Below are 23,280 nucleotides of genomic sequence, written 5' to 3' on the forward strand. Positions count from 1 at the left end.
GCTGTTACTCGAACACCTGCCAGGCCGGCTTGTTCGCGTACGTGTACCGGTAGTAGTCGGCGAGCGTGAGCCCGGCGGCGGCTTCCTCGTCGACGACGACGGTCGCGTGCTCGTGCAGCTGCAGCGCGGAGCCGGGCACGAACGAGCTGAGCGGGCCCTCGACCGCGGCGGCCACGGCGTCGGCCTTCGCGGACCCCTGCGCGACGAGCACGAGCTCACGGGCGTCGAGGATGGTGCCGAGCCCCTGGGTCATGCAGTGCGTCGGCACCTGCTCGAGGGTGTCGAAGAAGCGGGCGTTCGCCTCGCGCGTGGACGGCGCCAGGGTCTTGATGCGCGTGCGGGACGCGAACGACGACGTCGGCTCGTTGAACCCGATGTGCCCGTTCGCGCCGATGCCGAGGATCTGCACGTCCACCCCGCCGGCAGCACGGATCGCGGCGTCGTACTCCTTCGCCGCGAACTCGAGGTCGTCGGCACGGCCGTCGGGCACGCGCACACGGGACGGGTCGAACCCGAGCGGCGCGGTGACGTCGCGGGCGATGACGCTTGCGTAGGACTCCGGGTGCTCGAGCGGGATGCCGACGTACTCGTCGAGGGCGAACGCGCGGGCCTCGGCGAACGAGATCTCCCCCGCGTCGACACGACGCTCGAGGTCGGCGTAGATGCCCTGCGGGCTGGACCCGGTGGCGACACCGATGACGGCGGACGGCTTCTTCGCGACGACGGAGGCGATCTTGGCCGCGGCGACGCGACCGACCTCAGCCGGCGTGGGCAGGATGATGATCTCCACGAGGACAGCCTACTGGTCATGACCAGTCCGCGACAGAGCCGGGTGTCGGTAGCGTGGCGACATGCCCACGCCTGACTTCGTCCTGTCGCTCCGCTCGCGGATCGGGAACGACCCGCTCTGGTTGACCGGGGTCACCGCCGTCGTGACCCGCGGCGAGGGCGCGTCGCGCGAGGCACTGATCGTCCGGCGTGCCGACAACGGCGCGCTGACGCCGGTGACGGGCATCGTCGATCCCGGCGAGGAACCCGCGGTGGCCGCCGAACGCGAGGTCCTCGAGGAAGCCGACGTCGTCGCCGTCGCCGAACGCCTGGCGTGGGTGCAGGTGCTGCCCGAGACGACCTACGCGAACGGCGACCGGGCGCAGTACCTCGACCTGGTGTTCGCGTGCCGGTACGTCTCCGGCGAGCCGTCCCCGGCCGACGGCGAGAACACCGAGGCGTTCTGGGCCCGGCTGGACGCCCTGCCCGAGATGCACCCGAACATGCGTGCCCGCGTCGAGGCCGCCCTGTCCGACGAGTCGGCCGCGCGCTTCCAGCGCTGACCCGCACCGGACGGGAGGCGCGGCGTCCCCGAGTCTCGGGGTGGGCGACCGATCTCGTGGCCCACGGCCCGAGAGCGGTCGCCCCACCCGAGACTCGCCGCCGGCCCGGCGCGCCCACCTGGCGGCCTGGAGGCGCGGCGCGGTCCCGCCCTGCGCCTCCAGGCCGCAGTGTGCCCGGCCCGAGACTCGCGGTGACCGACAGTTCGCACCTGTCCCGTCGCGAGGACTGTCGCCCGAGCCGAGGCTCGGCGGACGGCGCCGCGCGCTACGCGAGCGGCGCGACCGCCACGGGCGCGCCGAGCAGGCGCACCGCGACGGCGTCGCCGGCCGCGCGACGGTCGCCGACCTCGTGCTGGACGGTCACGACGGTGTCGTCGTCGAGCCGGACCGTGGTGCGCCGGATCGAGCCGAGGAAGCTCGACGCGACCACCGTGCCCGTGACGCCCTCCGAGGCGAACGCGACGTCCTCCGGGCGGACGTACGCGACGACCGGTCCGTCGGGTGCGGAGCCGTCGAGCGCCGGCACCCGGAACCCGTACACGAAGACGTCACCGCCGCGCAGGTCGCCGCGGAGCCGGTTCGACTGCCCCACGAAGTCCGCGGTGAACGCCGACGACGGGGACCGGTAGAGCTCCTCGGGCGTGCCGATCTGCTCGATGTCGCCGGCGTGCATCACCGCGATCCGGTCGGAGACGGCGAGCGCTTCCTCTTGGTCGTGCGTGACGAACACCGTGGTGATGCCGAGGTCGCTCTGGATCCGGCGGATCTCGTCGCGGAGCGACACCCGCACCTTGGCGTCCAGGGCGGACAGCGGCTCGTCGAGCAGGAGCACGCGCGGGCGGGTCACCAGTGCCCGGGCGAGGGCGACGCGTTGCTGCTGGCCGCCCGAGAGCTGGTGCGGGTACCGGTCGGCGAAGTCCGCCAGGTGGACCATGTCGAGCGCGTCGATCACCCGTTCGCGGCGTGCGGCTGCCGGGACCCGGCGCATCTCCAGCCCGAACGCGACGTTCTGCCGCACCGTCATGTGCGGGAACAGCGAGTACTGCTGGAACACCATGCCGATGTCCCGCTTGTTCACGGGCGTGTTCGCGACGTCGGCGCCGTCGATGCGGATCGAGCCGGCGTCGATGCCCTCCAGACCGGCGAGCGCCCGGAGCGCAGTGGTCTTGCCGCACCCCGACGGCCCGAGGAGCGAGACGAACTCGCCGGGTTCGACGCGGAGCGACAGGCCGGCCAGGGCCCGGTGGGCACCGTAGCGCTTCTCGACGGCGTCGAGTTCGACGGTCGCGCCCGCGGTGGAGAGCGACGCGGGGACGGCGGGGGCGGTGACGGTCATGCGGACTCCTTGGTGCGGGATCGACGAGCGGCGCCGAACCGGCCGATGACGACGAGCAGCACGAAGCCGAACACGAGGGCGCCGAGCGAGAAGATCGCGGCGACGTACGGGTCGGTCTGCTGCACGAGCACGAGCGCGGTCTGGAACGTCGTGCGGGAGAGGAACGAGGCGAGGGTGTACTCGCCGAGGACGACCGTGATGGTCAGGAAGCACGCGGCGGTGATGCCCCGGCGGAGGTTCGGCAGGAGCACCCGCCACGTGACGGTCCACCACGAGGCGCCGAGCGACCGGGCGGCCTCGGACAGGACGGTCATGTCCATCGCGGTCATCGACGCGGCGATCGGCCGGAACGCGAACGGCAACGAGATGATCCCGATCGCGAACGACAGGGTCCAGGCTCCCGATCCGAAGACCTGCGCGACGACCTGGTAGACGGGGATGAACCCGACGACGAGTACCACCACGGGCACCGTGATCGGCACGATGCACACGAACTCGAGGACCCGCCGGAGCCGCGGGTAGCGCAGCGCCGTGATGATCTGGGCCGGCAGGAGCACGAGCAGGACGATCGCCACCGCGATGAGCGCGATGAGGAGCGAGGCACCGAGGCCGTCGAACACCGGCTGGTACGTCGTGGCGTTCAGTGGGTCCGCGATGGCCGTGTAGTGCGCGAGCGTCAGGCTGCCGTCCGTGCCCTGGCGGAAGGTGAACTGCGCGAGGGCGACGAGCGGGACGGCGAACACGAGGCCGATCACGACCAGCACGATCGCGGCGGTGACCCGCGACGGTGCTGCGCCGAAGCGGCCGACGCGAGCCGTGCCTCCCGGCCGGTGCGACGACGTGACCGCGGCGTCCACGGCAGCGGCCCCGCTGACCGCGCTCACCGCTGCCACCGCGCAGCGCGACGCTGCAGCAGGGCGTAGCCGCCCATCACGACCGCCATCACGGCGACCATGCCGAAGGCCAGCACACCGGCCACGTTCTGCAGCCCGATGATGGTCTCGCTGGTGAGCTGCGCACGGATCGTCAGCGGCACGATCCCACCCTGCGAGATGAGTGCCGCGGCGGTCGCGAACGACGAGAACCCGTTCGCGAACAGCAGCAGCAACGATCCCCAGAACGCCGGGGCGAGCACGGGGAGGGCGATGCGCCGCCAGTACGTGGCCCGCGAGGCTCCGAGGGTGGCGGCGGCTTCGCCCCACTGGGCCTTCACGCCCTCGAGGGCGGGCATGAACGTGAGCACCATCAGCGGCACCTGGAAGTAGACGTACGGGATGACGAGACCGGGCACCGTGTAGAGGAAGGCGCCGTTCGCGTTGAGGTCGACGTGGAAGACGCTGATGAGCCACGTGGTGATGAGCCCCTGCGCGCCGATCGTGGCGATGAACGCGAACGCGAGCATCACGCCGCCGAACTGGGCGAGCACGCTCGCTGCCGAGTCGATCACGGACCGGACGAGTCCGTCGGGTCGGAGTGCGGCGAGCGCCCAGCAGACGACGGCTCCGACGACGGCACCGATGACCGCGGAGACGGCGGACAGCGCGAACGATCCACCGAAGGCACGGAGCACGGACGGGTCGACGAAGGCGGCGAGGTTGGCGAGCGTCGGCCGGCCGGATCCGTCGAAGAACCCGCTGCCGATCGCGATCACCGCCGGGACGGCCAGGAACAGCAGGACGTACGCTGCGAACGGGGTGAGGCCGAGCCACGCGACGCCGCCGCGGCGCCGGACACGGGGTCCGGCGCCGCGGCGAGCGGTGGCATCGGCCGGCTGCTCGCTCGTGACGAGCGTCGCGCCGAGGGCCGGCGCGACGGCCCCCGTCGTCGCCGCAGCGCCCGCCGGCGCCGCGGCCGGGGTGGCGCTCCGCGCGCCCGCCGATGCGGTGGTCATGCTGCTCAGGAGCCCATCGTCGAGGCCCACTCGGCGGACAGCACCTTGGCTGCCGCCGTGGCCTGCTCGTCGGTCAGCTCGACGTAGTCCTTCGGCGCGCCACCGGCGGCGTCGAGGGCGTCCTGGTCGACCTTGCCCGACTTCTCGAGGGCGGCGAGGGTCGACGGGAAGGCGCCGGCCTGCAGGTACAGGTTCTGCACGTCCGGGCTGGCGATGTACTCCTGCCACAGGCGCGCGGCGGCCGGGTGCGGGGCGTCCTTGTTGATCGCCTGCGAGTAGTACGAGCCGAGGGCCTGGCCCTCCGGGACGACGGTCTTCCAGTTCTTGTTGCCGGAGGCGCCCGCGGCGGGGCCCCACGCGAGGTTGTTGTACGACCACTGGATGACGACCGGGGTCTCACCCGACGCGACCGTCGCCTGCGTCGGCAGCACGTTCTGGAAGTTGCCGGCCTGCTTCAGCTTGCCGAAGTAGTCCACGCCCTTCGTGATGTCGTCGGCCGAGCCGCCGTTCTCCAGCGCCGCGAGGTAGACCGCGCTCGCGGCCTGGTTCGCCTGCGTCGGGTCGCCCGAGATCGAGACCTTGCCCTTGTACGCCGAGCCGAGCAGGTCGTCCAGGTCCTTCGGAGCGTCGGTGATCTTCGACGAGTCGTAGCCGATCGACATCAGGCCCGTGTAGTCGCGGGTCCAGGCGCCGTCCTCGTCCTTGAGGTTCTCCGGGATGTCGCCCCAGTTCGCCACCTTGTAGTCGGTCAGCAGGTCGAGGTTCTGCTGCAGGACCGCGTTGCCGAGGTCGAGCACGTCCGGAGCCGTCGACTGGCCCTTCTGCGACTTCACCGCGGCGACCTCGTCGGCGCTCGAGCCGTTCGGGTTCGCGGAGTTGATCGTGATGCCGTACTTCTTCTCGAAGCCGTCGATGATCTTGCCGTAGTTCGCCCACGACGGCGGCAGCGCGATGACGTTGAGCTGCCCCTCTGCCTTGGCGGCCGTGACGAGGGCGTCCATACCCCCGGCGGACTCGGCGCTGGTGGCGGTCTTCCAGTCGGTGTCGTCCTTGGTCGTGCTGGCGGAGCTCGTGGCCGAGCATCCGGCGAGGGTGACGATCGCGGCGGCGGCGAGGGCGATGCCGGCGAGGGTGCGCTTGTGCTGCACGGGGTGTGCCTTTCGGGTGCGGGGTCGTCCCGGTGGTTCGGGTTCTGGACGATCGTGGACGGGGCCGGTTTCCGGTCCGTGCTGCGGTGGTGAACGGTGGCGGAACAGCGGGTGGGGCTGTACGGTTTGCTCGCTCTTGCTGTTTTGCTCACCGCGGGCGCGTGGTCGCGCCCGGACCGGCCTGGAGGCACGGATGCAGTTCACGACGACGGTCCTGCAAGCACGGAAGACGGCCACCGGGCTGCCCGTCCCGCCGTCCGTCATCGAGGCGCTCGGCTCCGGGAAGCGTCCCGCCGTGGTCGTCACCGTGAACGGCGGCCACACCTACCGGTCGACCGTCGGGGTCATGAACGAGCAGTTCCTGGTGCCCTTGTCCGCCGAACACCGCGAGGCCGCCGGTGTCTCGGCCGGGGACGAGGTCTCGGTCACCCTCGAGCTCGACACGCTGCCCCGGGTGGTCGACGTGCCCACCGATCTCGACGCGGCGCTGCAGGACGCCGGGGTCCGGGCGGCGTTCGACGCGCTCTCGAACTCGCGGCAGCGGGCGCTGGTGGACCCGGTCGTCCAGGCGAAGGCTCCCGAGACGCGAGCGCGCCGGGTGCAGAAGGCCGTGGAGTCCCTGCAGGGGTAGGGGCCGGGGCGGGGGCTGCTGTTCCGCGCGTAGGAGGCCGTTCCGCGGGTAGGGAGCCGTTTCGCTCGTAGGAGGCCGTTCTTTCCGGCTGCCTACGCGCGATTCCGCTTCCCACCGCACCTGCAATGGGACGAAACGGCGTTCAGGTTTCCTGTCGGATCGCTCAGGTAGAGTCCTGCTCCCGCCGATCACCGAGAACGACTCCCGTGACCGACACGCTCGAAGCAGCCCCCGCAACCCCGAACCCCTCCGCCCCGACACGACCCGCACGCCCGGCAGCGCGGGCGATCGGCTCGCTCATCTTCCTGTCACGCTGGCTGCAGGCCCCGCTGTACCTCGGCCTGATCGTGGCGCAGATCGTCTACGTGGTCGTGTTCATGATCGAGCTCTGGCACCTCGCCGAGACCGTCATCGCCGACCCGGCGCACATCGACGAGGCGACCGTGATGCTCTCGGTCCTGGGCCTGATCGACGTCGTGATGATCGCGAACCTGCTCATCATGGTGATCATCGGCGGCTACGAGACCTTCGTGTCCCGGGTGAACACCGAAGGGCACCCGGATCAGCCGGAGTGGCTGTCGCACGTCAACGCGAACGTCCTCAAGGTGAAGCTCGCCATGGCGATCATCGGCATCTCGTCGATCCACCTGCTCAAGACGTTCATCGCCGTCGGCGACCTGGGGCGCTCGGGCGGCGGCTCGATCGCGGGCGAGAGCTACACGTCAGAGGGCGTCTTCTGGCAGGTCGTCATCCACATGGTGTTCATCGTGTCCGCGGTGGCCCTGGCGTGGATCGACCGGATCTCCCGCCCCAGGACGCACTGAGGGCCGCCCGCCGACCGCGGTTCAGACCGTGACGCCGCGAGCACTTCGAACAGGGCGCACCGTGCACGGCAACCCGGCCGCTCGCAGCCGGCGAGCGAGTTGGTCCAGGTCCCACAGATCACGCCACTCGAGCCGGATGATCCATCGCACGCCGGGTACCGTCAGCAGCCGCTCGTGCCGGCGTTTCTCATCGATGAACACCTCGGTGGCTGACCGTCCGTTGCGGTACCGGTCCTGCGTGTACTTCGCACGACCGTCGACCTCGACGATCACGCCCTGCTCCGGGAACCAGAAGTCGACGTCGTAGCGGTGGCCTTCGACCACGAACGCCTGTTGCAGGACGGGCGCGGGGAGACCGAGCTCCCGGAAGACGACCCGCGCCAGGGACTCCGCAGGGGACCCGGACCGACCGTCCGCGAGGTCGAGGACCAGCGAGGCCGTCGCACGGCCCCGGTCGTGCGACGTCCCGCCGACCGCTCGGACGAGCCGCTGGCGCGGGACGCCTCGGCGCAGCGCAGCATCGGCCACGACCACCGCGGTCCGGAGGTCTCCGAGGAGTGCGACGTCAGCGACGGTGCGCGCGACCGAGGTGAACCGGACGCCGGCGTGGTCGACGACGTCATCCGGGCCGAACGGACGCGTGTGCAGCTTCAGCGATGCCGACCCGGATCGGTACTGCGACTTCGGGACGGTGACGTGGACGGCGTCCGGCCAGGGGTGCAACCAGGGCAGCCCGTGTGCTGCCACAGCGGAGACGTGAGAGCCGGCTGCAGCGGCACTCCGCCGCCCGAGCCGGGCGAACACCCGGGTGACGTACCGCTGCCGTGGCCCCGCGGCGTCCCAGTCCGACCCACGCACGAAGGCGTTGGGGCCGACACGGACGAGTCGATCCGGGCCGTCCCCTGCTGCTCGTCTGCGCAACGTCGCGCCGGAGCGTCCGGCATCCCGTGTCGGGCTTGCACGGAAGATCGCGAGTGGCTGTTCCATGCCCCCACGGTGCCGGGCCACCACCGCGCTTCGGCGAGCCGACCATCGAACTGTGGATGGGCCTCCAGGCTGACGCCCTTGTGGAGGAGAGCGCTTTCTTCCCATCCCGACCGCGTTGGAATGCCAAATCGCGCACAGGAGGCAGAAAGATCCGGCCTCCTATGCGCGATTCAGCCTCCTACGCGCGAAACGGCCACCCACGCGCAGAACCGCACGCGCGACACGGCGCCGGACGGAACGCACCCGTGTCCCGTCCGGCGCCGCGGTCTCGCGCGGGCCCGCTGCCTCAGGCCCGACGCACCCGCAGAGTCACGATCTCGAAGGGACGGAGCGTGAGCACGACCGGCTCCCCCGAATCCCACGAGTCCCCCAGCGGGCGTTCCAACAAGTCCACCGCGGCGACGGAGGCCACGTCGAACCCGAAGTCGACGCCGACGTCGGTCGCCCGACCTCCCGACGCCTCGTAGAGCCGCACGACGACGTCGCCGGAGCGGTCCTCGGCGAGCTTCACGGCCTCGACGAGCACCTGCGGCGACGACACCGTGACGAGGGGCTCGACCGGAGCCGAGCCGGCGACCGTCCGCACCGGCAGGTTGAGCCGGTACCCGGTGTCCGCCGCGTCGAGCACGGACTCCCCGACGCGCAGCACGGTCCGGAACACGTGGTGCCCCTGGTCGGCGTTCGGGTCGGGGAACGTCGGTGCGCGCAGCAACGACTCGCGGACGAGCGTGGTGGTCCCGCCGTCCGGCCGCGTGTCGCGCGTGATGTCGTGCCCGTACGTGGAGTCGTTGGCGACGGCGACCCCGAAGCCCGGCTCGGCGACGTGCACCCAGCGGTGCGCGGACGTCTCGAACCGCGCCGTGTCCCACGAGGTGTTCTGGTGCGTGGGCCGGTCGATGTGCCCGAACTGGATCTCGCTCGAGGCCGACGAGGCGCGCACGTCGAGCGGGAACGCCAGCTTGAGGAGCTTCTGGTGCTCGTGCCAGTCGACCTCGGTCTCGATCACCAGCTCTGCGGACCCGGCGACCGCCGAGTACCGCGTGGTGAGCGTCGACGACCCGAACGACCGCTCCACCACGAGCGAGGAACCGTCGACCGCGACGGACGACGCAGTGAGCACGGTGCCGCTCCGCTGGTACGCGCGGTCGATGTCCCACGCCTCCCACTGGTTCGGGGTGTCCCGGAACACCGTGTACTCGGCGGCGGCCGCCCCGGGCGCGACGGCGTCGCGTCCGGTCGCCTGGTCGACGAGCGACACGACGTGGCCGGCCGCGTCGATGGTCGCCGTGACGATGCCGGTGTCGAACACGAAGTGGTCGCCGGACCGGACGGGAGGCACGGCCTCCGGTTCCGGTCCTAGGGAACCACCCAGGGCGGTTGCGCCCCACGCCGCGACGGGCGAAGCGTTGAACCGGACGAGGTTCCCGACGCTCGCGCCGCCGCCGAGGGCGTCGGCGGTCGGCCGGTCGAGCAGTGCGTCACCGCCGCCGGCGAAGGCCGTCGACGAGGCGCCGACCCCGGCGAGCGCCGCGGCCCCGCCGTTCGCGAGCGCGGTCGTGGCGGTCCCGATGAGCCCCTCGAGCACCTCGGCAACGCGGGCGTAGTTCTCCTCGGCGACCTCGTACACCCAGGCGATCGAGGACCCCGGCAGGATGTCGTGGAACTGCTGCAGGAGGACGGTGTGCCAGGCCTCCTCGAGTTCGTCGTACGGGTAGTCGAGTCCGAGCCGGACGGCGGCGGTCGCGGCCCAGAGCTCGGCCTCACGCAGCAGGTGCTCGGAGCGGCGGTTGCCCTGCTTCGTGCGGATCTGCGACGTGTACGTGCCGCGGTGGAACTCGAGGTACATCTCGCCCGACCACACGGCCGGGGTCGGCAGGGCGGCCTCGAGCTCCTCGAACACCTGCCCCGGGGTCCCGAGGTCGACCCGGGGTGAGCCGTCCAGGTCGTGCTGGCGTCGGGCTGCTGCCACCATCTCGCGGGTGGGTCCGCCGCCGCCGTCGCCGAAGCCGTAGAGCAGCATCGAGGTGTTGGCGACGCCCCGTTCCTTGTTCTGCCGTTCGCCGCGGTGCAGGTCGGCTGCGGAGACGTCCGAGTTGTAGGTGTCCGCCGGGGGCAGGTGGGTCAGGACCCGCGACCCGTCGATGCCCTCCCAGTGGAACGACGTGTGCGGGATGACGTTCGTCTCGTTCCACGACGGCTTCTGCGTGACGAACCACTTCGAGCCGGCGGCCCGGACGATCTGCGGCAGGGCACCGGTGTAGCCGAACGAGTCCGGCAGCCAGGCCTCGGGGGTGTCGATGCCGAACTCCTCGAGGAACAGGCGCTTGCCGGCGACGAACTGCCGGGCGAGTGCTTCACCGCCGGGCAGGTTCGTGTCCGACTCGACCCACATGCCGCCGACCGGGATCCAGCGGCCCTCGGCGACACGCTGCTTGATGCGTTCCCAGATCGACGGGTAGCCGTCGCGGATCCAGGCGTACTGCTGCGCGGACGAGCACGCGAAGGTGAAGTCCGGGTCGCGGTCCATCAGGTCGAGCACGTTCGAGAAGGTGCGGGCGCACTTCCGGATCGTCTCGCGGACGGGCCAGAGCCAGGCGGAGTCGATGTGCGCGTGCCCGACGGCGATCGCGCGCCCGGCGGAGCCCGAGGCGCCGACGGCGAGCAGGGGTGCGAGGACCTCGCGGGTGGCCGCGGCCGTCCCGGCGACGTCGTCGGGGTCGAGGGCGTCGGCGGCCCGTTCGAGCCCGCGCAGGATGTCCGCGCCGCGGGTGCCGTCGGTGGGCAGCTCGGCCATGAGTCCGCGGAGCACCCAGAAGTCCTGCTGGAGCTCCCACACGGTGTCGTCCCGCTCGACGATCTCGAGTGCCTTGAGCCGGTAGATCGGCTTCGTGCCGGCGGTGGAGCGCGACCCGAGCGGGGTGGCGCCCTGGAAGGAGTCGCCGCCGATGTCCGGGTTCGCCGCGGCCTCGACGTAGAGCTCGAAGGACTCGCCCGGTCCGACCTCGATCGGCACGGTGTCGTTCTTCGGCTCGACGCCCTTGACGGTGGTGCCGTCCGGACGCCACGCGAGCCCCTCGGCCTGGAACCCGGGGTGCCGCTTCGTGAACCCGAGGTCCACCAGCAGTTCGGCGGTGGTGCCCGGCGCGGTCCCGAAGTCCGCGGGCACGGTGCCGCGGATCCGGAACCAGGTGGTGCCCCAGGGCCGCCCGCCCCAGGACCCGCCCACCGCGAACGGCTCGTACGCGGCGTCCACCGCGACGTCGAACGGCACGGGCTCGTCCGGCACGGTCCACGCCGCGATCTCCAAGGGTGCGGACCGACGGTGGACGGCGGGGTCGATGCGGTCCCGGACGAGCCGGGCGATGCGGGCTTCGACGAGGGGTTCGTCGTGGTGCATGGAGGTGGTTCCTTTCCAGCAGGGGCGGTGCAGCGGGCGGAGGCTCAGCCCTTGATGCCGCCGGCGAGGGCGTTGCCGCCGCCGAGGCCGCGGGACACGAGCACGTAGAGGGCGATGACGGGCACGGAGTAGACGATCGAGAAGGCCGCGAGCTGCCCGTACGCCACCGCCCCGTACTGCCCGAAGAAGTTGAAGATGCTCACCGCGGCGGGCACCTTGTCGGGCGAGAGCAGCAGGACGAAGGGGACGAAGAAGTTCCCCCACGCCTGGATGAACACGAAGATGAACACCACGGCGATGCCCGGTCGCATCAGCGGCACGACGATCCGGGTGAGCGTGGTCATCATCGAGGCGCCGTCGGTCCATGCCGCCTCTTCCAGCGAGATCGGCACGGAGTCCATGAAGTTCTTCGCCATCCAGATGGCCATGGGCAGCGACGTCGCGGCGAGGAAGAAGATGCAGCCCCACACGTTGTCGATCAGGTTGAGCGACACGAACAGCGCGTAGACCGGCACCATCATCGCGGTGATCGGCAGGCCGGTCCCGAACAGGATCCCGTACAGGAACGGCTTGTTGACGCGCATCTTGTAGCGGGACAGCGGGTAGGCGGCCAGCAGCGCGAAGACCACCGTGACGAGGGCCGTGCCGCCGGAGATGAGCAGGCTGTTCGCGAGCGGGATGAACGCCAGGTCCGGCGTGAGCACCTTCGTGAAGTTGTCGAGCGTGAACTGCGACGGCAGCTTGACGGACAACGAAGCCTCGGGGTCGACGGACGCGAGCACGAGCCACAGCAGCGGCACCGCGAAGCAGAGCGCGATGATGCCCAGGACGACGTTCGACACCCACCGCAGCGTGCGACCGCGCGGCGAGGTCATGTGCAGCGCACCGGGCGCGGTCACCGAACGGGTGGCGTTGGACACGGGACGGTCAGCAGTGAGTGCCATCAGTCCACCTCCGGCTTCAGTGCCTTGATGTAGATGATCGAGAAGACGGCGCCGACGATGAGCAGGATCGTGGCGATCGCCGTCCCGAAGCCGAGCTGCGAGAACTTGAACGCCTCCTGGTACGCCAGGATCGGCAGGGTCGACGAGTCCGTTCCCGGACCGCCGGCCGTCATCACGTAGATCAGGGTGAAGACCGACAGCGTCTGCAGCGTGGTGAGCATGAGGTTCGTCGAGATCGACCGGCGGATGACGGGCAGCGTGATGTAGACGAGCCGCTGCCAGCCGGTCGCGCCGTCGACCTCGGCGGACTCGGTGATCTCCTCGGGGACCTCCTGCACGGCGGCGGAGTACACGAGCATCGAGAACGCGGTGCCGCGCCAGATGTTCGCCAGGATGACCGAGATCATCGGGAACGTGTAGAGCCAGTTCGGCCCGCTGATCCCGATGGACGCGAGGATCTCGTTGAGCGTGCCCTTGTCGTTGAAGAACGCGTACGCGGCGAACGAGGCGACGATCTCGGGGAGCACCCACGCGGCGACGACGAAGGTGCCGACGATGGCGCGCATCGCCTTGTTCGCGCTCCGCATGAGCAGCGCCAGGCCGAGGCCGAGCACGTTCTGCCCGACGACGGCCGAGGCCAGGAGGAAGACGATCGTCAGGATGACGGACTTCGGGAAGTCCGGGTCCTGGAACAGGTCGACGTAGTTCTTGAGGCCGACGAACTGCTGGTCGGCGGCGCCGGCGCCGGTGAGCGCGGAGTTGGTGAACGACCCGTAGAACGAGGAGATGACGGGGCCGAGCAGGAAGATGACGAGCAGGACGACGGCGGGGAGGAGCGGGACCGCTCGTCCCACGTTCCGCAGCGGCTTCCGCTTGCGCGGGACCGGCGGATCGGTGCGCTTCGGCGCACCGGGCGCCGACAGCGTCGGCGCGAGGGGGGTGCTGGACACGGGTTGGATGCCTTCCGGGTGCGGAGAGGGTTCCGAAGGTGGGTGGGGTCGGACGGGAGGCGCGACTCGCGACGTGTGTCGCGCCTTCCGTCCGTCAGGGGGTCACCGCGGCGGTCAGCCGGAGACGGTGTTCTTCTCGCCGACGATGCCGACGACGGACTTGTCGTAGGCCTCGGCGGCTTGCTTCGGTGTCTGCTGCCCGGTCATCACGGACTCCATCGCCACCTGGATGGCGTTCGAGACCTGGGAGTAGTCACTCGTCGCGGGACGGAAGTTCGTGTGTTCCACGAGCCCCGAGAAGAACTTGAACGTCGGGTTGGAGGCGTCGTACGTCGGGTCCTCCGCGACGTCCTTGCGGACCGCGATCTGGCTGTTCTCGATGTCGTACTTCAGCGAGCCCTTCTGGTTGAGGAAGGTCGAGATGAAGTCGAACGCGGCCTGCGGGTTCTTCGAGTTCTTGCCGACGGCGAGCGTCCACCCACCGGACATCGAGTTGTACCCGGGAGCCTGCCCGTTCTGCGTCGGCATCGGTGCCTGCCCCATCACGTCGGACCACTCGGCCCACGGCGCGGTGCCGGACTTCAGCCACGTGCCGGACTGCCACGAGCCGTCGAGGTCGATCGCGAGCTGGCCCTTGGGGAGCCAGGTCTGCGCGATCGTGGTGCCGACGTTCGTGTCGAGCGCCTGCTGCGGTGTCGGGCCGAGGCCGCCCTGGTAGACGTCCTTGATGAACTTCAGGGAGTCCTGGAACTGCTTCGAGCCCACGACCCACTTCTTGTCCTTGTAGAGCGTGTTGCCCGAGCCGTCGGCCCCGTACAGGAGCATCTCGAAGCCCTGCATCGTCGACGCCTCGCCCTGCGGCTTGCCGGAGTAGACGTTGAACGGGATGACGTCCGGCTTCTTCTCCTTGATGGTCTTCGCGGCCGCGAGGACGTCGTCCCACGTCTTCGGCTGCCACGGCACCGGGAGCCCGACCTCCTTGAAGATGTCCTTGTTGTACCAGAGGGCACGGGTGTCGGTGCCCATCGGGATGCCGTAGGTCTTGCCGTCCACGCCTTCACCGGCCTGCTTGGCGTTGTCGTAGAACTGGTCCCAGTCCTTCCACTTCGCCGTGTACTTGTCCAGCGGCAGGAGGTAGCCGGCCTGGGCGTCGGCCTTGACGAGGAACGTGTCCTCGTACATGACGTCCGGAGCGGTGGCCGGCGCCTTGTTCATCAGCGCGAGCTTCGTGTAGTAGTCGTTCTCCTGCGCCTGGATCGGCACGAGTTCGACCTTCTTGCCCGGGTGCTCCTTCTCGTACTCCTTCTTGACGACCTTCATCTGGGCGTCGAGTTGCTGGAAGGAACCGAACTTCTGGTACGCGATCTTGATCGTGTCGCTCGAGGCTGACCCCGAGCTCGAGCAGCCTGCCAGGCCCACCGCGGCGACGGCCACGGCTGCGAGTCCGGCGATGATTCGGGTGCGTTTCATCGGTGCTCCTTTGCACAGGTGGCGGGCTCCATCGCCCGCTCGCACACTTAGTCCACCGTATTGACTTATTGCTGTCAAGAGGTTTTCGGTGACGATGCGGTCACGGTGCGGGGCCGGGTGCCGGGTGCTTCCGGGCGTACCGACACGAATCGGGCGTACCCGGTCAGGAGTTTCGACCAGGGACGCCCGATTCGACCTCCCATCGCAGATGTCGTGGGAAGGAAGGCCCGTCAGTGGATCGGGGTGGCACCACCCGTGACCGTGATGCCACCGGACGCCGGGACGTCGACGAGCAGCACGCTCGGACGACCGACGTGGCGCCCCTGCCGGATCACGACGCGGTCGTCCGGCGAGACGGCTCCGACCTCGCGCAGGTACGCGCCCGTGGCCGCCGCGGCCGAACCGGTCGCCGGGTCCTCGGTGATGCGCCCGACCGGGAACAGGTTCCGCGCCTCGTACTCCGACGGCGCCGTCCGGTGCAGCACCGTGACCGTCCCGGTCCAGCCGGCCTCGAGCATGAGCTCGGCGAGCGGCGCCGGCGCGAAGCGGAACTGGTGGAAGAGCGTCTCGTCGGCCAGCACGACCACGGGGTGCCAGTTGCCGGCGAAGGCCTCGAGGAGCGAGAACCCCTCCGCGAGGTCGTCGGACGTCAGCCCGAGGAGCGCGAACAGCCGGTCGCGGGTGTCCGGGTCGAGCGTCCGTGTCGTCGGCTCCACGCTCGTCATCGCCACCTGCACCGTGCCGTCCGGTGCCGTCGTGGCGTCGAGGGCGATCGCTCCCGCGGCCGTCGTGAAGACCCGTCGTCCCGGGCCCTCGCGCTCGGCGATCGCCACGGCGGTGGCGATGGTGGCGTGCCCGCAGAAGGGCACTTCGGCACCCGGCGAGAAGTACCGGACGTGCGGCCCGGTCGGGGTCTGGCCGACGACGAAGGCGGTCTCGGGGTAGGCCAGCTCGCGGGCGATGGCGAGCATGTCGTCGTCGGAGAGGTGGCCCGCGTCGAGCACGACGCCCGCGGGGTTGCCGCCGCCGGGCTCGGAGGCGAAGGCGGTGTAGTGGAGGATCGCGGTCTGCACCATCCGACGGTACCGCCCGGCACCGACCCGCTCGTCCTGTCGGACCGGCGGACGGACGGACTGGAGGCGCGGTGCCGGCCCGCACCGCGCCTCCAGTCGGTCAGCTGGTCGCGTCCGCGCGCGCCCCACGGCGACGCCGGACGACCAGGACGCCCGCGCCGGCGGCGAGCAGCAGGAGCGCGGCGAGCGCACCCACCCCCAGCCCCTCGGCGCCCGTGAACGCCAGCTCGCCGGTGACCGGGTCGATCGTGATCGTGGTCCAGCCGAGGACCGTGCCGTCCGCCGCCGACACCACGATGCGGTGCACCCCGGCCGGGGCGTCCGCGGGGATCGTCGCCGACACCGTGCCGTCGGCGGCGACCGTCACCGTGCCGAGCAACGTCGGCGTGGAGAACATCCAGACGTGCACGCGGTCGCCGGCGTACTGCGTCCCGACCGTGACGGTGATCGTCTCGCCCGGACGTGCGGACGACGGAGCGGAGACCGAGCCGCGGTTCGCCGCGGTCAGCGACGATTCCGACGGGGCGACCGGAGCCGTGGTCGGCGTCGGCGTCGGCGTCGGCGTCGAGCCGTCACCCGGCGTTCCGGGCGTCCCGGGCGTCCCGGGCGTCCCGGGCGTCCCAGGGTTCCCACCGTCGCCCGGCGTCCCGGGGTCCCCACCGTCACCCGGCGTCCCGCCGTCGTCCGTGCACGGGTAGGTGCCGGTGCGCAGCGAGAAGCCGTCGGTGTCGTTGTCGTCCGCGTAGAACGTCGCCCGCGAGCCGTCGGTGCAGACGCCCGAGATCGCGAAGCCCTCGTTCGCCAGGGTCCGGTCGGCAGCCGACGGGGCCACGTGGATCGTCGAGGCCGTGAACGCCCCGTCGGTCACCTCGTACAGCGCCGTCCGGCCGGAGCACGCGTCGTCGCAGACCACCCAGAGCGCGTCGAGCGTCGGGTCGAACTGGACGTCCGCGACGACGGAGAACGGCGTCCCGATCGTCGCCACCCGCTGGAACGAGCCGTCGTCCATCAGGGCGTAGGCGTACACGCTCGCGGTGCCCTCGACGCCGACGAAGAACAGTCCGGCACCGTGCCCGGCGTACGTCGACGGGGAGTACGCGGTGCCGGTGTGCTGATCCGCGAACCCGTGCGCGGTGAGCCAGGAGTCCGGGATCCAGGTGACGCCCTCCAGGCCGGCGTTCGCCCCGAGGCCGGGGAAGTCCGCCGCGAGGTTCCACTCGTCGGTCGCGTTCAGCGTCGACTCCGCTCCGGACGTGGTCGCGAACCGCAGCACGGCCGGCCGGCTGGTCTTCGAGACGTCGTTGTCGCGCTCGGTCGACACGTACACGGCCCCCGGGTCGCCCGAGGTGACGGTGACGCCCTCGGCGTCCGGCGTGCCGGAACCGTCGGCGTAGTGCAGCTCGGTGCCGGCGGGGTTCGACGGCGACCAGCCGCCCCGGCCGTCGGACACGATCCGGTAGAGCAGGCCGTCGCCGTTCTGCACGGCCCACAGCTGTCCCTGCGCCGAGGTCGGGGAGGTCGTCCAGTCGATGCCGCTCAGGTCCCCGGTGAAGGTGTCCTCGTCGTCGAGCACGCGCTCGTCGGGGCCGCCGGGCCAGGGTTCGGCCGTGACGACGCCGGCGAACCGGTTCGCGGTGCCCTTCGTCGGCTCGGAGGTGTCGGCGAAGGCGCCGGTGCCGTCGGGGTTCCGGCCGTACGTCGACGCGGCGTGCGCGGTCCAGGAGTACGAGTCGACGAGCTGCCCGTTCGGGTCGAACAGCCGCGCCGAGTCCGCCTTGCCGAGCCCGAAGCCGAAGGCGGCCTCGTCGAGGACGGTGAAGCCACCGGGGGTCACCGTCGTGCCGGCCGGGATCGCGTACGCGTGCGCGTCCTCGCTGTCCTCGAGGACGTACCCGCCGAGGTCGACCGCGGTCGTGCCGACGTTCGTCAGCTCCACCCAGTCGCCCGGGGTGCCGCCGTCGGACTCCACCTCGTTGATCCGGACCGGCGAGGAGCAGTCGTTCGCCGCACCCTTCGTCGACGCCGTGGTGTCCACGAGCGCGCCGGTGCCGTCCGGGCAGCGACCGTACGTGACCGCGGCGTGCGCCGTCCACGAGTACCGCAGCACCAGGTCGCCGGCCGGGTCGTACACCCGCGCGGTGTCCGCACCGCCCAGCCCGAAGTCGAACCCGGGTGCGGTCGCGGACACCTGGTCGATGACGAAGTACCCGCCCGCGGCGATCGTCGACCCGGCGGGCAGCACGTACGCCTCGTGCGAGCTGTCGTCGTCGAGGAAGGAGTACCCGGACAGGTCGATCGCCGACGCGGAGGTGTTCCGCAGCTCCACCCAGTCGGTGTCGTCGCCGTTCGACTCGACCTCGTTGACGACGAGGCCGTTCGCCGCGGCCGCGCCGACGCTCGGGTCGTCGTCACCGACGGCGGCGGAGGCGGGTGTCGCCGTCAGGACGCCGGCCGCGACGACCAGGCCGGCTGCGACGGATGCGCCGAAGTGCAGGGCACGGGGATGCATGCAGGGTCCTTCTCGGGAGGTTCGGGGGGACCTGCACGACTGTTCAGCATCCGGGCGTCCGGCCGGTGGCGGTCAGGTGAACGACAGGTGTCGCGGGCACGGGAACCGCCCCGAACGGACGGGAGGCGCGGTGCGGGGCCGATCCGCGCCTCCCGTCCGGTCGTGGTCGCGACCACCCCGCGCGTCAGCGGCGGATGAGCAGCGCGCTCGCGCGCGGCGACAGCGCCGCGTCGAGCACGAGGCAGGCAGCCCCCACGGCCGCCACGTCGGCCCCGCGGTCGCTCTCGTCGACGACCACCGGGTGCTTCGGCACGAGCAGCGGCGACCCGACGATGGCCTCACGGGCGGCCGGGAGCGCCGCACTCGCCACCCGCGACCAGAACGGCCCACCGAACACCACGCGATCCATGTCGAGCAGGTTCACGATGAGGACGACCGCGTTGCCCATCACGGTGCCGATGTCCTGCGCCAGGCCCGTTGCCGCCGGGTCGCCCGCCTCGATGGCCGCCGCGAGCTCGTCCCAGGCGCGGTCCACGACCGCGACGTCGTCCCCGGCGTCCTCGCCGGACAGGGCGATCCCGCGCGACCGGCCGATCCGGACGAGCCGGTCGGGTGCGACGGCGGCGCCGACCTCGCCGCGGGTGCCGGCGCTGTCCGGGGTCCCGGCGAGCGCCCCCTGGTCGACCATGATGTGACCGGCGTCCCCGGCGTTCGACCCCACTCCGCGCACGGGCTCGTGGTCGACCGCGAGCCCGACGCCGAAGCCGGTGCCGAAGTACACGAAGGCGAAGTTCCGCGCCGAGGACTCCCCCGCCAGGAACATCTCGCCGACGACCGCCGCGGTGACGTCCTTCTCGAGCAGCACCGGGTAGCCCGTCGCCTCGGCGAGGGCGTCGCGCAGCGGCACGTCCCGCCACCGCGGCAGGAACGGCGGGTCGAGGACCACGCCGGCCTCGACGTCGATCGGGCCCGGGCTGGCGATGCCGACGCCGAGCACGGAGTCGACGTCGACCCGGGCGTCCGTGACGAGCCCGTCGACGGCGGTCGCGATGGTGCGGACCACCTCGGACGGGTCGTCCGCGGTCGGTGTCGAGGTGGTGGTCGAGGCGACCACGGTGCCGGCGAGGTCGAGCAGCACGTACGTGACGACCGCCGGGTCCACGTGCACCCCGACGGCGTACCGGCTGCCCGCCTCGAGCCGCAGGATGGTGCGGGGCTTGCCACGACCGGACACGACCGTGCCGGACTCGGCGATCATCCCCGCCTCGATGAGGAACCGCGTGACGTTCGACACGGTCTGCGCGCTGAGCCCCGTTCGCGAGGCGAGCTCGACCCGGCTGAGCCCGTCCGGGGAGCGTCGCACGGCGTCGAGCACGACCGTCCGGTTGAACCCACCGATCGACGGCAGGTTCGCCCCACGCCGGTGTTCTGCCATGTCGCGACCCTACCGCGCAGGCGGCTCCGGCAACGGTGCGGTGACGTTCTCGCCGCCGCGCTGGCCCCCACACGGGTACCACCGTTACCCTGAGCGGCATGACGGACCTCCGCCTCGAAGAACTCTCCGCGTCGACCGCTGCGGCGGCGAACTCCCTGACGCTCAAGCCCGGGCAGGAGCAGTTCGTGCAGCCGACGACGTACGGCGTCGCGGAGTCCGACGTGAAGCCCAGTTCGGCGTGGACACGGGTGGTCCTCGACGGCGACGCGGTGGTCGGCATGATCATCGGCACCTTCGACGAGGACAACTCCGAGGAGGAACTGCGCAGCGCGATCTGGCGGGTGAACGTCTCGGCGACGGCGCAGGGACGCGGTGTCGGTCGGTTCGCCGTGCACGGGCTGGCGGACGAGGCGCGCAGCCGTGGCCTCGAGCGTCTCACCGTCGTGTACGAGCCCGGCGGCGACGACAGCCCCGAGGCGTTCTTCCGGGCCGTCGGGTTCGAGGTCGTCCGCGAGACCCAGTACGGCGACCACTTCGCGGTCCTGACGCTCTAGTGGCGGAGGACGCCCCCGACGACTTCGGCGCCGCCGTCGCGGAGGTCGTCCGGCTCATCCCGCCCGGACACGTGATGACCTACGGGGACGTCGCCGCCGCCCTCGGCTCCCGTGCGTCGCGCGCGGTCGGCAAGGTGATGGCGCACGAGGGCGCCGACCTGCCCTGGTGGCGTGTGGTCCGGTCCGGTGGGCTGCCCCCGGTCCACCACGAGGCGCGGGCGCACGAGCACTACCGCGCCGAGGGGACGCCGCTCGTGCAGGGTGCGACGACCTGGAGGATCGACATGCGTCGTGCCCGCTGGTCACCGTCCACGGACGCCGACGACCCGTTCTGAGCCACCGGCTGGGCGGTCGCACGCGGCGCTCTCGTCTCCGGTCACCGGTCTCACAGGTCGAAGCGGGTGCCCTTCGGGTTCGACGGCAGCAGGAACATCACGAACAGCACGAGCGAGCCGATGCCGACGAGCACGTGCAGGAACTGCCAGAAGCCGGACAGGTTCGCGTCGTGCAGCCGTCGGGCGCCGAGGGCGAGGGAACCGATCAGCGTCGCGAGGCCCCACAGCACGAACAGGTAGGAGCCGACCGGGTTCTCGAGCATCGGGGTGTCCGGCGTGAAGGCCTGCGGCACGAGCTGCAGCACGAGGCCGATCGCCAACGAGGTGATCCACCACCACCAGAACTCGGCGCGGGACGCCCGCCCGGTGAACACGGTGTACTTCCGCCAGAACCGGCGGACGGCCTCGGTGAAGGGTGCCCCGTAGAAGGGGTCGCGCAGGGCCACGCCGCCGGGCTGCACGCTGTCGTCGCTCATGGGTCCAGCCAACCACGTGGAACCACGGATCCGACGTCGGACCAGCTCGAGAGCGTGGTTCGACGTCGGATCCGCGGTTCGTCGTCCGGGTGGACTAGACGAGCGAGTCGCGCCAGGCCGCGTGCAGCTGGGCGAACCGGCCGGTGCCCGCGATGAGGTCGTCCGGGGTGCCGTCCTCGACGATCCGGCCGTACTCCATCACGAGCACCCGGTGGGCGATCGCGACGGTGGACAGCCGGTGCGCGATGATCACCGCGGTGCGGTCCGCCAGCAGGGTCTCCAGGCCCTCCTGCACGAGCCGCTCCGACGGGATGTCGAGCGACGCCGTCGCCTCGTCGAGGATGAGCACCTTCGGGTCCGCGATGAACGCCCGGGCGAACGACAGGAGCTGCCGCTGCCCGGCCGACACCCGGCCACCGCGCTTGTTCACGTCGGTGTCGTACCCGTCGGGCAGTGCCATCACGAACTCGTGCGCGCCGACCGCCTTCGCAGCGGCCTCGACCTCGGCGCGGGACGCCCCCGGCTTGCCGAGCGCGATGTTGTCCGCGACGGTGCCGGAGAACAGGTACGCCTCCTGCGTGACCATGACGATCGCGCGGCGCATGTCCTTCGTGTCGAGCTCCCGCAGGTCCACGCCGTCGAGCCGCACGGAGCCCTGCGAGGGGTCGTAGAACCGCGCCATGAGCTTGGCGAGCGTCGACTTGCCGGCCCCCGTGGACCCGACGAGCGCGATGGTCTGCCCCGCGGGGATGTGCAGGTCGAACTCGGGGAGCACGACCTTCCCCTTGTTGTAGGCGAACACGACGTCGTCGAAGTCCATCTTCCCGGTGGCGTCCGCCAGCCGGGTCGGCTTCGCCGGGTCCGGCACGCTCGGCCGCTCCTCGAGGACGCCGGAGATCTTCTCCATCGCCGCCGAGGCCGACTGGTACCCGTTGTAGAACATCGCGAGCTCCTGTGCCGGGTCGAAGAACCGCTTGGCGTACAGCGCGACCGCGAGCAGCGCACCGACCTCGAGCGATCCGTCGACGATCCGGAAGCCGCCCACGATGACGACCGCCGCGAGCGTTGCGTTGCCGATGAGCACGAGCACCGGGTCGAACGTCCCGAACAGGTTGAACACCTTCGTGTTCGCGACGCGGTAGTCCTCGACGAAGCCGCCGTACTCGTCACGGTTGCGGGACTCCTTGCGGAACGCCTGCACCGCGCGGATGCCCGTCATCGTCTCGACGAAGTGCACGATCACGCGCGCCGAGGTGACACGGGTGGCCCGGAACAGGGTCTGCGAGTTCGACTGGAACCAGCGGATCAGGAACCACAGCGGCACGAGCGACACGGCCAGCACGAGCCCGGAGGTCGGGTCGAGCGCCACGAGCGCCACCGCGGTGAACACCATGTAGAGCACGCCCTGGATGAGCTGGTTCAGGCCGGAGTCGAGCAGCTCACGGATGGAGTCGAGGTCACTCGTCTGGCGGGAGATGATCCGGCCGGACGTGTAGGTCTCGTGGAACTCCAGCGAGAGTCGCTGCGTGTGCAGGAACACCCGCTTGCGCAGGTCGAACAGGATCGCCTGACTGATCCGCGCGGCGAGCACCGTGTACCAGGCGGTGAGGACCGCGCCGAGCACCGCCACCACGATGTACGTCGCGACGACGCCGAAGGCCGGCACCCAGTCGTTCCGGTCGAGCACGGCGGGCAGGGCGTTGTCGATGCCCCACGCGATGAGCGCCGGGCCGGCGACGGTGCCCGCGGTCGAGACCACGACGACGATGCCGAGCAGCACGAGCCGGAGCTTGAGCGGCGCCGCGAGCGACCCGAGCAGGGCGAGGGAGCGACGACGCAGCCGCTTGCTCTCTGCCTTGGTGAAGTCCTCACGCTCCTCGCCGCGCACGCCCAGGGTGGTGATCGACGCGGTGACGGGCGCGGCAGACTGCTCGTCGGCCGCCTCCTGCGGAACGGAAGCCGTGCCTCCAGGCAGGTTCTGGTCGGTCT

General features: G+C 71.1%; 20 protein-coding genes. 5 read left to right on the forward strand and 15 right to left on the reverse strand.

The window, feature by feature from the left end:
• Positions 1 to 4: 4 nt before the first annotated feature.
• On the reverse strand, positions 5 to 790 hold the full coding sequence (gene nagB / locus ACRQ4B_RS00985) for a glucosamine-6-phosphate deaminase (RefSeq protein WP_439692865.1): 786 nt from the start codon (positions 788 to 790) through the stop codon (positions 5 to 7).
• A 61-nt stretch (positions 791 to 851) separates the two neighbouring features.
• On the opposite strand from nagB, the gene ACRQ4B_RS00990 reads away from it, so the two are divergent.
• Entirely contained in the window at positions 852 to 1,331 is a 480-nt protein-coding gene (locus ACRQ4B_RS00990) for an NUDIX hydrolase (protein WP_439692866.1), read from the forward strand.
• Between the two features lie 265 nt (positions 1,332 to 1,596).
• Here ACRQ4B_RS00990 and ACRQ4B_RS00995 read toward each other — a convergent pair whose 3' ends face one another.
• The 4 genes from ACRQ4B_RS00995 to ACRQ4B_RS01010 are packed head-to-tail and all read right to left on the reverse strand — an operon-like array spanning position 1,597 to position 5,706.
• Positions 1,597 to 2,667: an ABC transporter ATP-binding protein gene (locus ACRQ4B_RS00995; protein ID WP_439692867.1), complete on the reverse strand. Its 1,071-nt coding sequence runs from the start codon at positions 2,665 to 2,667 to the stop codon at positions 1,597 to 1,599.
• Positions 2,664 to 3,551: an ABC transporter permease gene (locus tag ACRQ4B_RS01000; protein ID WP_439692868.1), complete on the reverse strand. Its 888-nt coding sequence runs from the start codon at positions 3,549 to 3,551 to the stop codon at positions 2,664 to 2,666. Before ACRQ4B_RS01000 ends, ACRQ4B_RS00995 begins: the two co-directional genes overlap by 4 nt.
• Entirely contained in the window at positions 3,548 to 4,558 is a 1,011-nt protein-coding gene (locus ACRQ4B_RS01005) for an ABC transporter permease (protein WP_439692869.1), read from the reverse strand. Before ACRQ4B_RS01005 ends, ACRQ4B_RS01000 begins: the two co-directional genes overlap by 4 nt.
• Before the next feature lie 5 nt (positions 4,559 to 4,563).
• On the reverse strand, positions 4,564 to 5,706 hold the full coding sequence (locus ACRQ4B_RS01010) for an ABC transporter substrate-binding protein (protein ID WP_439692870.1): 1,143 nt from the start codon (positions 5,704 to 5,706) through the stop codon (positions 4,564 to 4,566).
• A gap of 193 nt (positions 5,707 to 5,899) precedes the next feature.
• Between ACRQ4B_RS01010 and ACRQ4B_RS01015 the strand changes: the two genes are divergently transcribed.
• Entirely contained in the window at positions 5,900 to 6,337 is a 438-nt protein-coding gene (locus ACRQ4B_RS01015) for a YdeI/OmpD-associated family protein (protein ID WP_439692871.1), read from the forward strand.
• Positions 6,338 to 6,543: 206 nt separating this feature from the next.
• On the forward strand, positions 6,544 to 7,161 hold the full coding sequence (locus tag ACRQ4B_RS01020) for a TIGR00645 family protein (protein ID WP_439692872.1): 618 nt from the start codon (positions 6,544 to 6,546) through the stop codon (positions 7,159 to 7,161).
• Between the two features lie 21 nt (positions 7,162 to 7,182).
• On the opposite strand, the gene ACRQ4B_RS01025 is transcribed toward ACRQ4B_RS01020, so the two are convergent.
• The 8 genes from ACRQ4B_RS01025 to ACRQ4B_RS01060 form a co-directional block, all read right to left on the reverse strand.
• Positions 7,183 to 7,908, reverse strand: coding sequence for a hypothetical protein (locus tag ACRQ4B_RS01025; protein ID WP_439692873.1), 726 nt, complete (start codon positions 7,906 to 7,908; stop codon positions 7,183 to 7,185).
• A gap of 526 nt (positions 7,909 to 8,434) precedes the next feature.
• A complete protein-coding gene (locus tag ACRQ4B_RS01030) occupies positions 8,435 to 11,545 on the reverse strand; it encodes an alpha-mannosidase (RefSeq protein ID WP_439692874.1) in 3,111 nt (1,036 codons plus the stop codon).
• A 44-nt stretch (positions 11,546 to 11,589) separates the two neighbouring features.
• Positions 11,590 to 12,489, reverse strand: a complete 900-nt coding sequence (locus ACRQ4B_RS01035) for a carbohydrate ABC transporter permease (protein ID WP_439692875.1) — start codon at positions 12,487 to 12,489, stop codon at positions 11,590 to 11,592.
• Complete coding sequence (locus ACRQ4B_RS01040) at positions 12,489 to 13,439, reverse strand: carbohydrate ABC transporter permease (RefSeq protein WP_439692876.1); 951 nt, start codon at positions 13,437 to 13,439, stop codon at positions 12,489 to 12,491. The genes ACRQ4B_RS01035 and ACRQ4B_RS01040 overlap by 1 nt, the downstream gene beginning before the upstream one ends.
• Before the next feature lie 114 nt (positions 13,440 to 13,553).
• Positions 13,554 to 14,909 carry an extracellular solute-binding protein gene (locus ACRQ4B_RS01045; protein ID WP_439692877.1) on the reverse strand — a complete coding sequence of 452 codons (1,356 nt, stop codon included), beginning with the start codon at positions 14,907 to 14,909 and terminating at the stop codon, positions 13,554 to 13,556.
• A 230-nt stretch (positions 14,910 to 15,139) separates the two neighbouring features.
• Positions 15,140 to 15,985, reverse strand: coding sequence for a PhzF family phenazine biosynthesis protein (locus ACRQ4B_RS01050; RefSeq protein WP_439692878.1), 846 nt, complete (start codon positions 15,983 to 15,985; stop codon positions 15,140 to 15,142).
• Between the two features lie 97 nt (positions 15,986 to 16,082).
• Positions 16,083 to 18,491, reverse strand: coding sequence for a lamin tail domain-containing protein (locus tag ACRQ4B_RS01055; protein ID WP_439692879.1), 2,409 nt, complete (start codon positions 18,489 to 18,491; stop codon positions 16,083 to 16,085).
• A 184-nt stretch (positions 18,492 to 18,675) separates the two neighbouring features.
• The gene (locus tag ACRQ4B_RS01060) at positions 18,676 to 19,926 is read right to left on the reverse strand and encodes an ROK family protein (RefSeq protein ID WP_439692880.1); all 1,251 of its coding nucleotides are present in this window, start codon (positions 19,924 to 19,926) and stop codon (positions 18,676 to 18,678) included.
• Between the two features lie 98 nt (positions 19,927 to 20,024).
• On the opposite strand from ACRQ4B_RS01060, the gene ACRQ4B_RS01065 reads away from it, so the two are divergent.
• Both ACRQ4B_RS01065 and ACRQ4B_RS01070 read left to right on the forward strand, forming a co-directional pair.
• The gene (locus ACRQ4B_RS01065) at positions 20,025 to 20,480 is read left to right on the forward strand and encodes a GNAT family N-acetyltransferase (RefSeq protein ID WP_439692881.1); all 456 of its coding nucleotides are present in this window, start codon (positions 20,025 to 20,027) and stop codon (positions 20,478 to 20,480) included.
• Positions 20,480 to 20,815, forward strand: a complete 336-nt coding sequence (locus tag ACRQ4B_RS01070; protein WP_439692882.1) for an MGMT family protein — start codon at positions 20,480 to 20,482, stop codon at positions 20,813 to 20,815. The genes ACRQ4B_RS01065 and ACRQ4B_RS01070 overlap by 1 nt, the downstream gene beginning before the upstream one ends.
• Positions 20,816 to 20,865: 50 nt before the next feature.
• On the opposite strand, the gene ACRQ4B_RS01075 is transcribed toward ACRQ4B_RS01070, so the two are convergent.
• Together ACRQ4B_RS01075 and ACRQ4B_RS01080 are read right to left on the reverse strand one after the other, a co-directional pair.
• Positions 20,866 to 21,291 (reverse strand): DUF805 domain-containing protein, encoded by a 426-nt coding sequence (locus ACRQ4B_RS01075; RefSeq protein WP_439692883.1) that lies wholly within the window; start codon positions 21,289 to 21,291, stop codon positions 20,866 to 20,868.
• 94 nt (positions 21,292 to 21,385) lie between these two features.
• Positions 21,386 to 23,194, reverse strand: a complete 1,809-nt coding sequence (locus tag ACRQ4B_RS01080; RefSeq protein ID WP_439694338.1) for an ABC transporter ATP-binding protein — start codon at positions 23,192 to 23,194, stop codon at positions 21,386 to 21,388.
• Between the last annotated feature and the right edge of the window lie 86 nt (positions 23,195 to 23,280).

The organism is Curtobacterium sp. SP.BCo (genome assembly GCF_051903265.1).
Taxonomy (GTDB): Bacteria; Actinomycetota; Actinomycetes; order Actinomycetales; family Microbacteriaceae; genus Curtobacterium.

Excerpts from the sequence above, each read along its gene's own strand:
- ACRQ4B_RS00990 (WP_439692866.1), top strand. The coding sequence starts at position 852 with ATGCCCACGCCTGACTTCGTCCTGTCGCTCCGCTCGCGGATCGGGAAC.
- ACRQ4B_RS00995 (WP_439692867.1), bottom strand. The coding sequence starts at position 2,667 with ATGACCGTCACCGCCCCCGCCGTCCCCGCGTCGCTCTCCACCGCGGGC.
- ACRQ4B_RS01005 (WP_439692869.1), bottom strand. The coding sequence starts at position 4,558 with ATGACCACCGCATCGGCGGGCGCGCGGAGCGCCACCCCGGCCGCGGCG.
- ACRQ4B_RS01015 (WP_439692871.1), top strand. The coding sequence starts at position 5,900 with ATGCAGTTCACGACGACGGTCCTGCAAGCACGGAAGACGGCCACCGGG.
- ACRQ4B_RS01030 (WP_439692874.1), bottom strand. The coding sequence starts at position 11,545 with ATGCACCACGACGAACCCCTCGTCGAAGCCCGCATCGCCCGGCTCGTC.
- ACRQ4B_RS01035 (WP_439692875.1), bottom strand. The coding sequence starts at position 12,489 with ATGGCACTCACTGCTGACCGTCCCGTGTCCAACGCCACCCGTTCGGTG.
- ACRQ4B_RS01045 (WP_439692877.1), bottom strand. The coding sequence starts at position 14,909 with ATGAAACGCACCCGAATCATCGCCGGACTCGCAGCCGTGGCCGTCGCC.
- ACRQ4B_RS01050 (WP_439692878.1), bottom strand. The coding sequence starts at position 15,985 with ATGGTGCAGACCGCGATCCTCCACTACACCGCCTTCGCCTCCGAGCCC.
- ACRQ4B_RS01055 (WP_439692879.1), bottom strand. The coding sequence starts at position 18,491 with ATGCATCCCCGTGCCCTGCACTTCGGCGCATCCGTCGCAGCCGGCCTG.
- ACRQ4B_RS01060 (WP_439692880.1), bottom strand. The coding sequence starts at position 19,926 with ATGGCAGAACACCGGCGTGGGGCGAACCTGCCGTCGATCGGTGGGTTC.
- ACRQ4B_RS01065 (WP_439692881.1), top strand. The coding sequence starts at position 20,025 with ATGACGGACCTCCGCCTCGAAGAACTCTCCGCGTCGACCGCTGCGGCG.
- ACRQ4B_RS01075 (WP_439692883.1), bottom strand. The coding sequence starts at position 21,291 with ATGAGCGACGACAGCGTGCAGCCCGGCGGCGTGGCCCTGCGCGACCCC.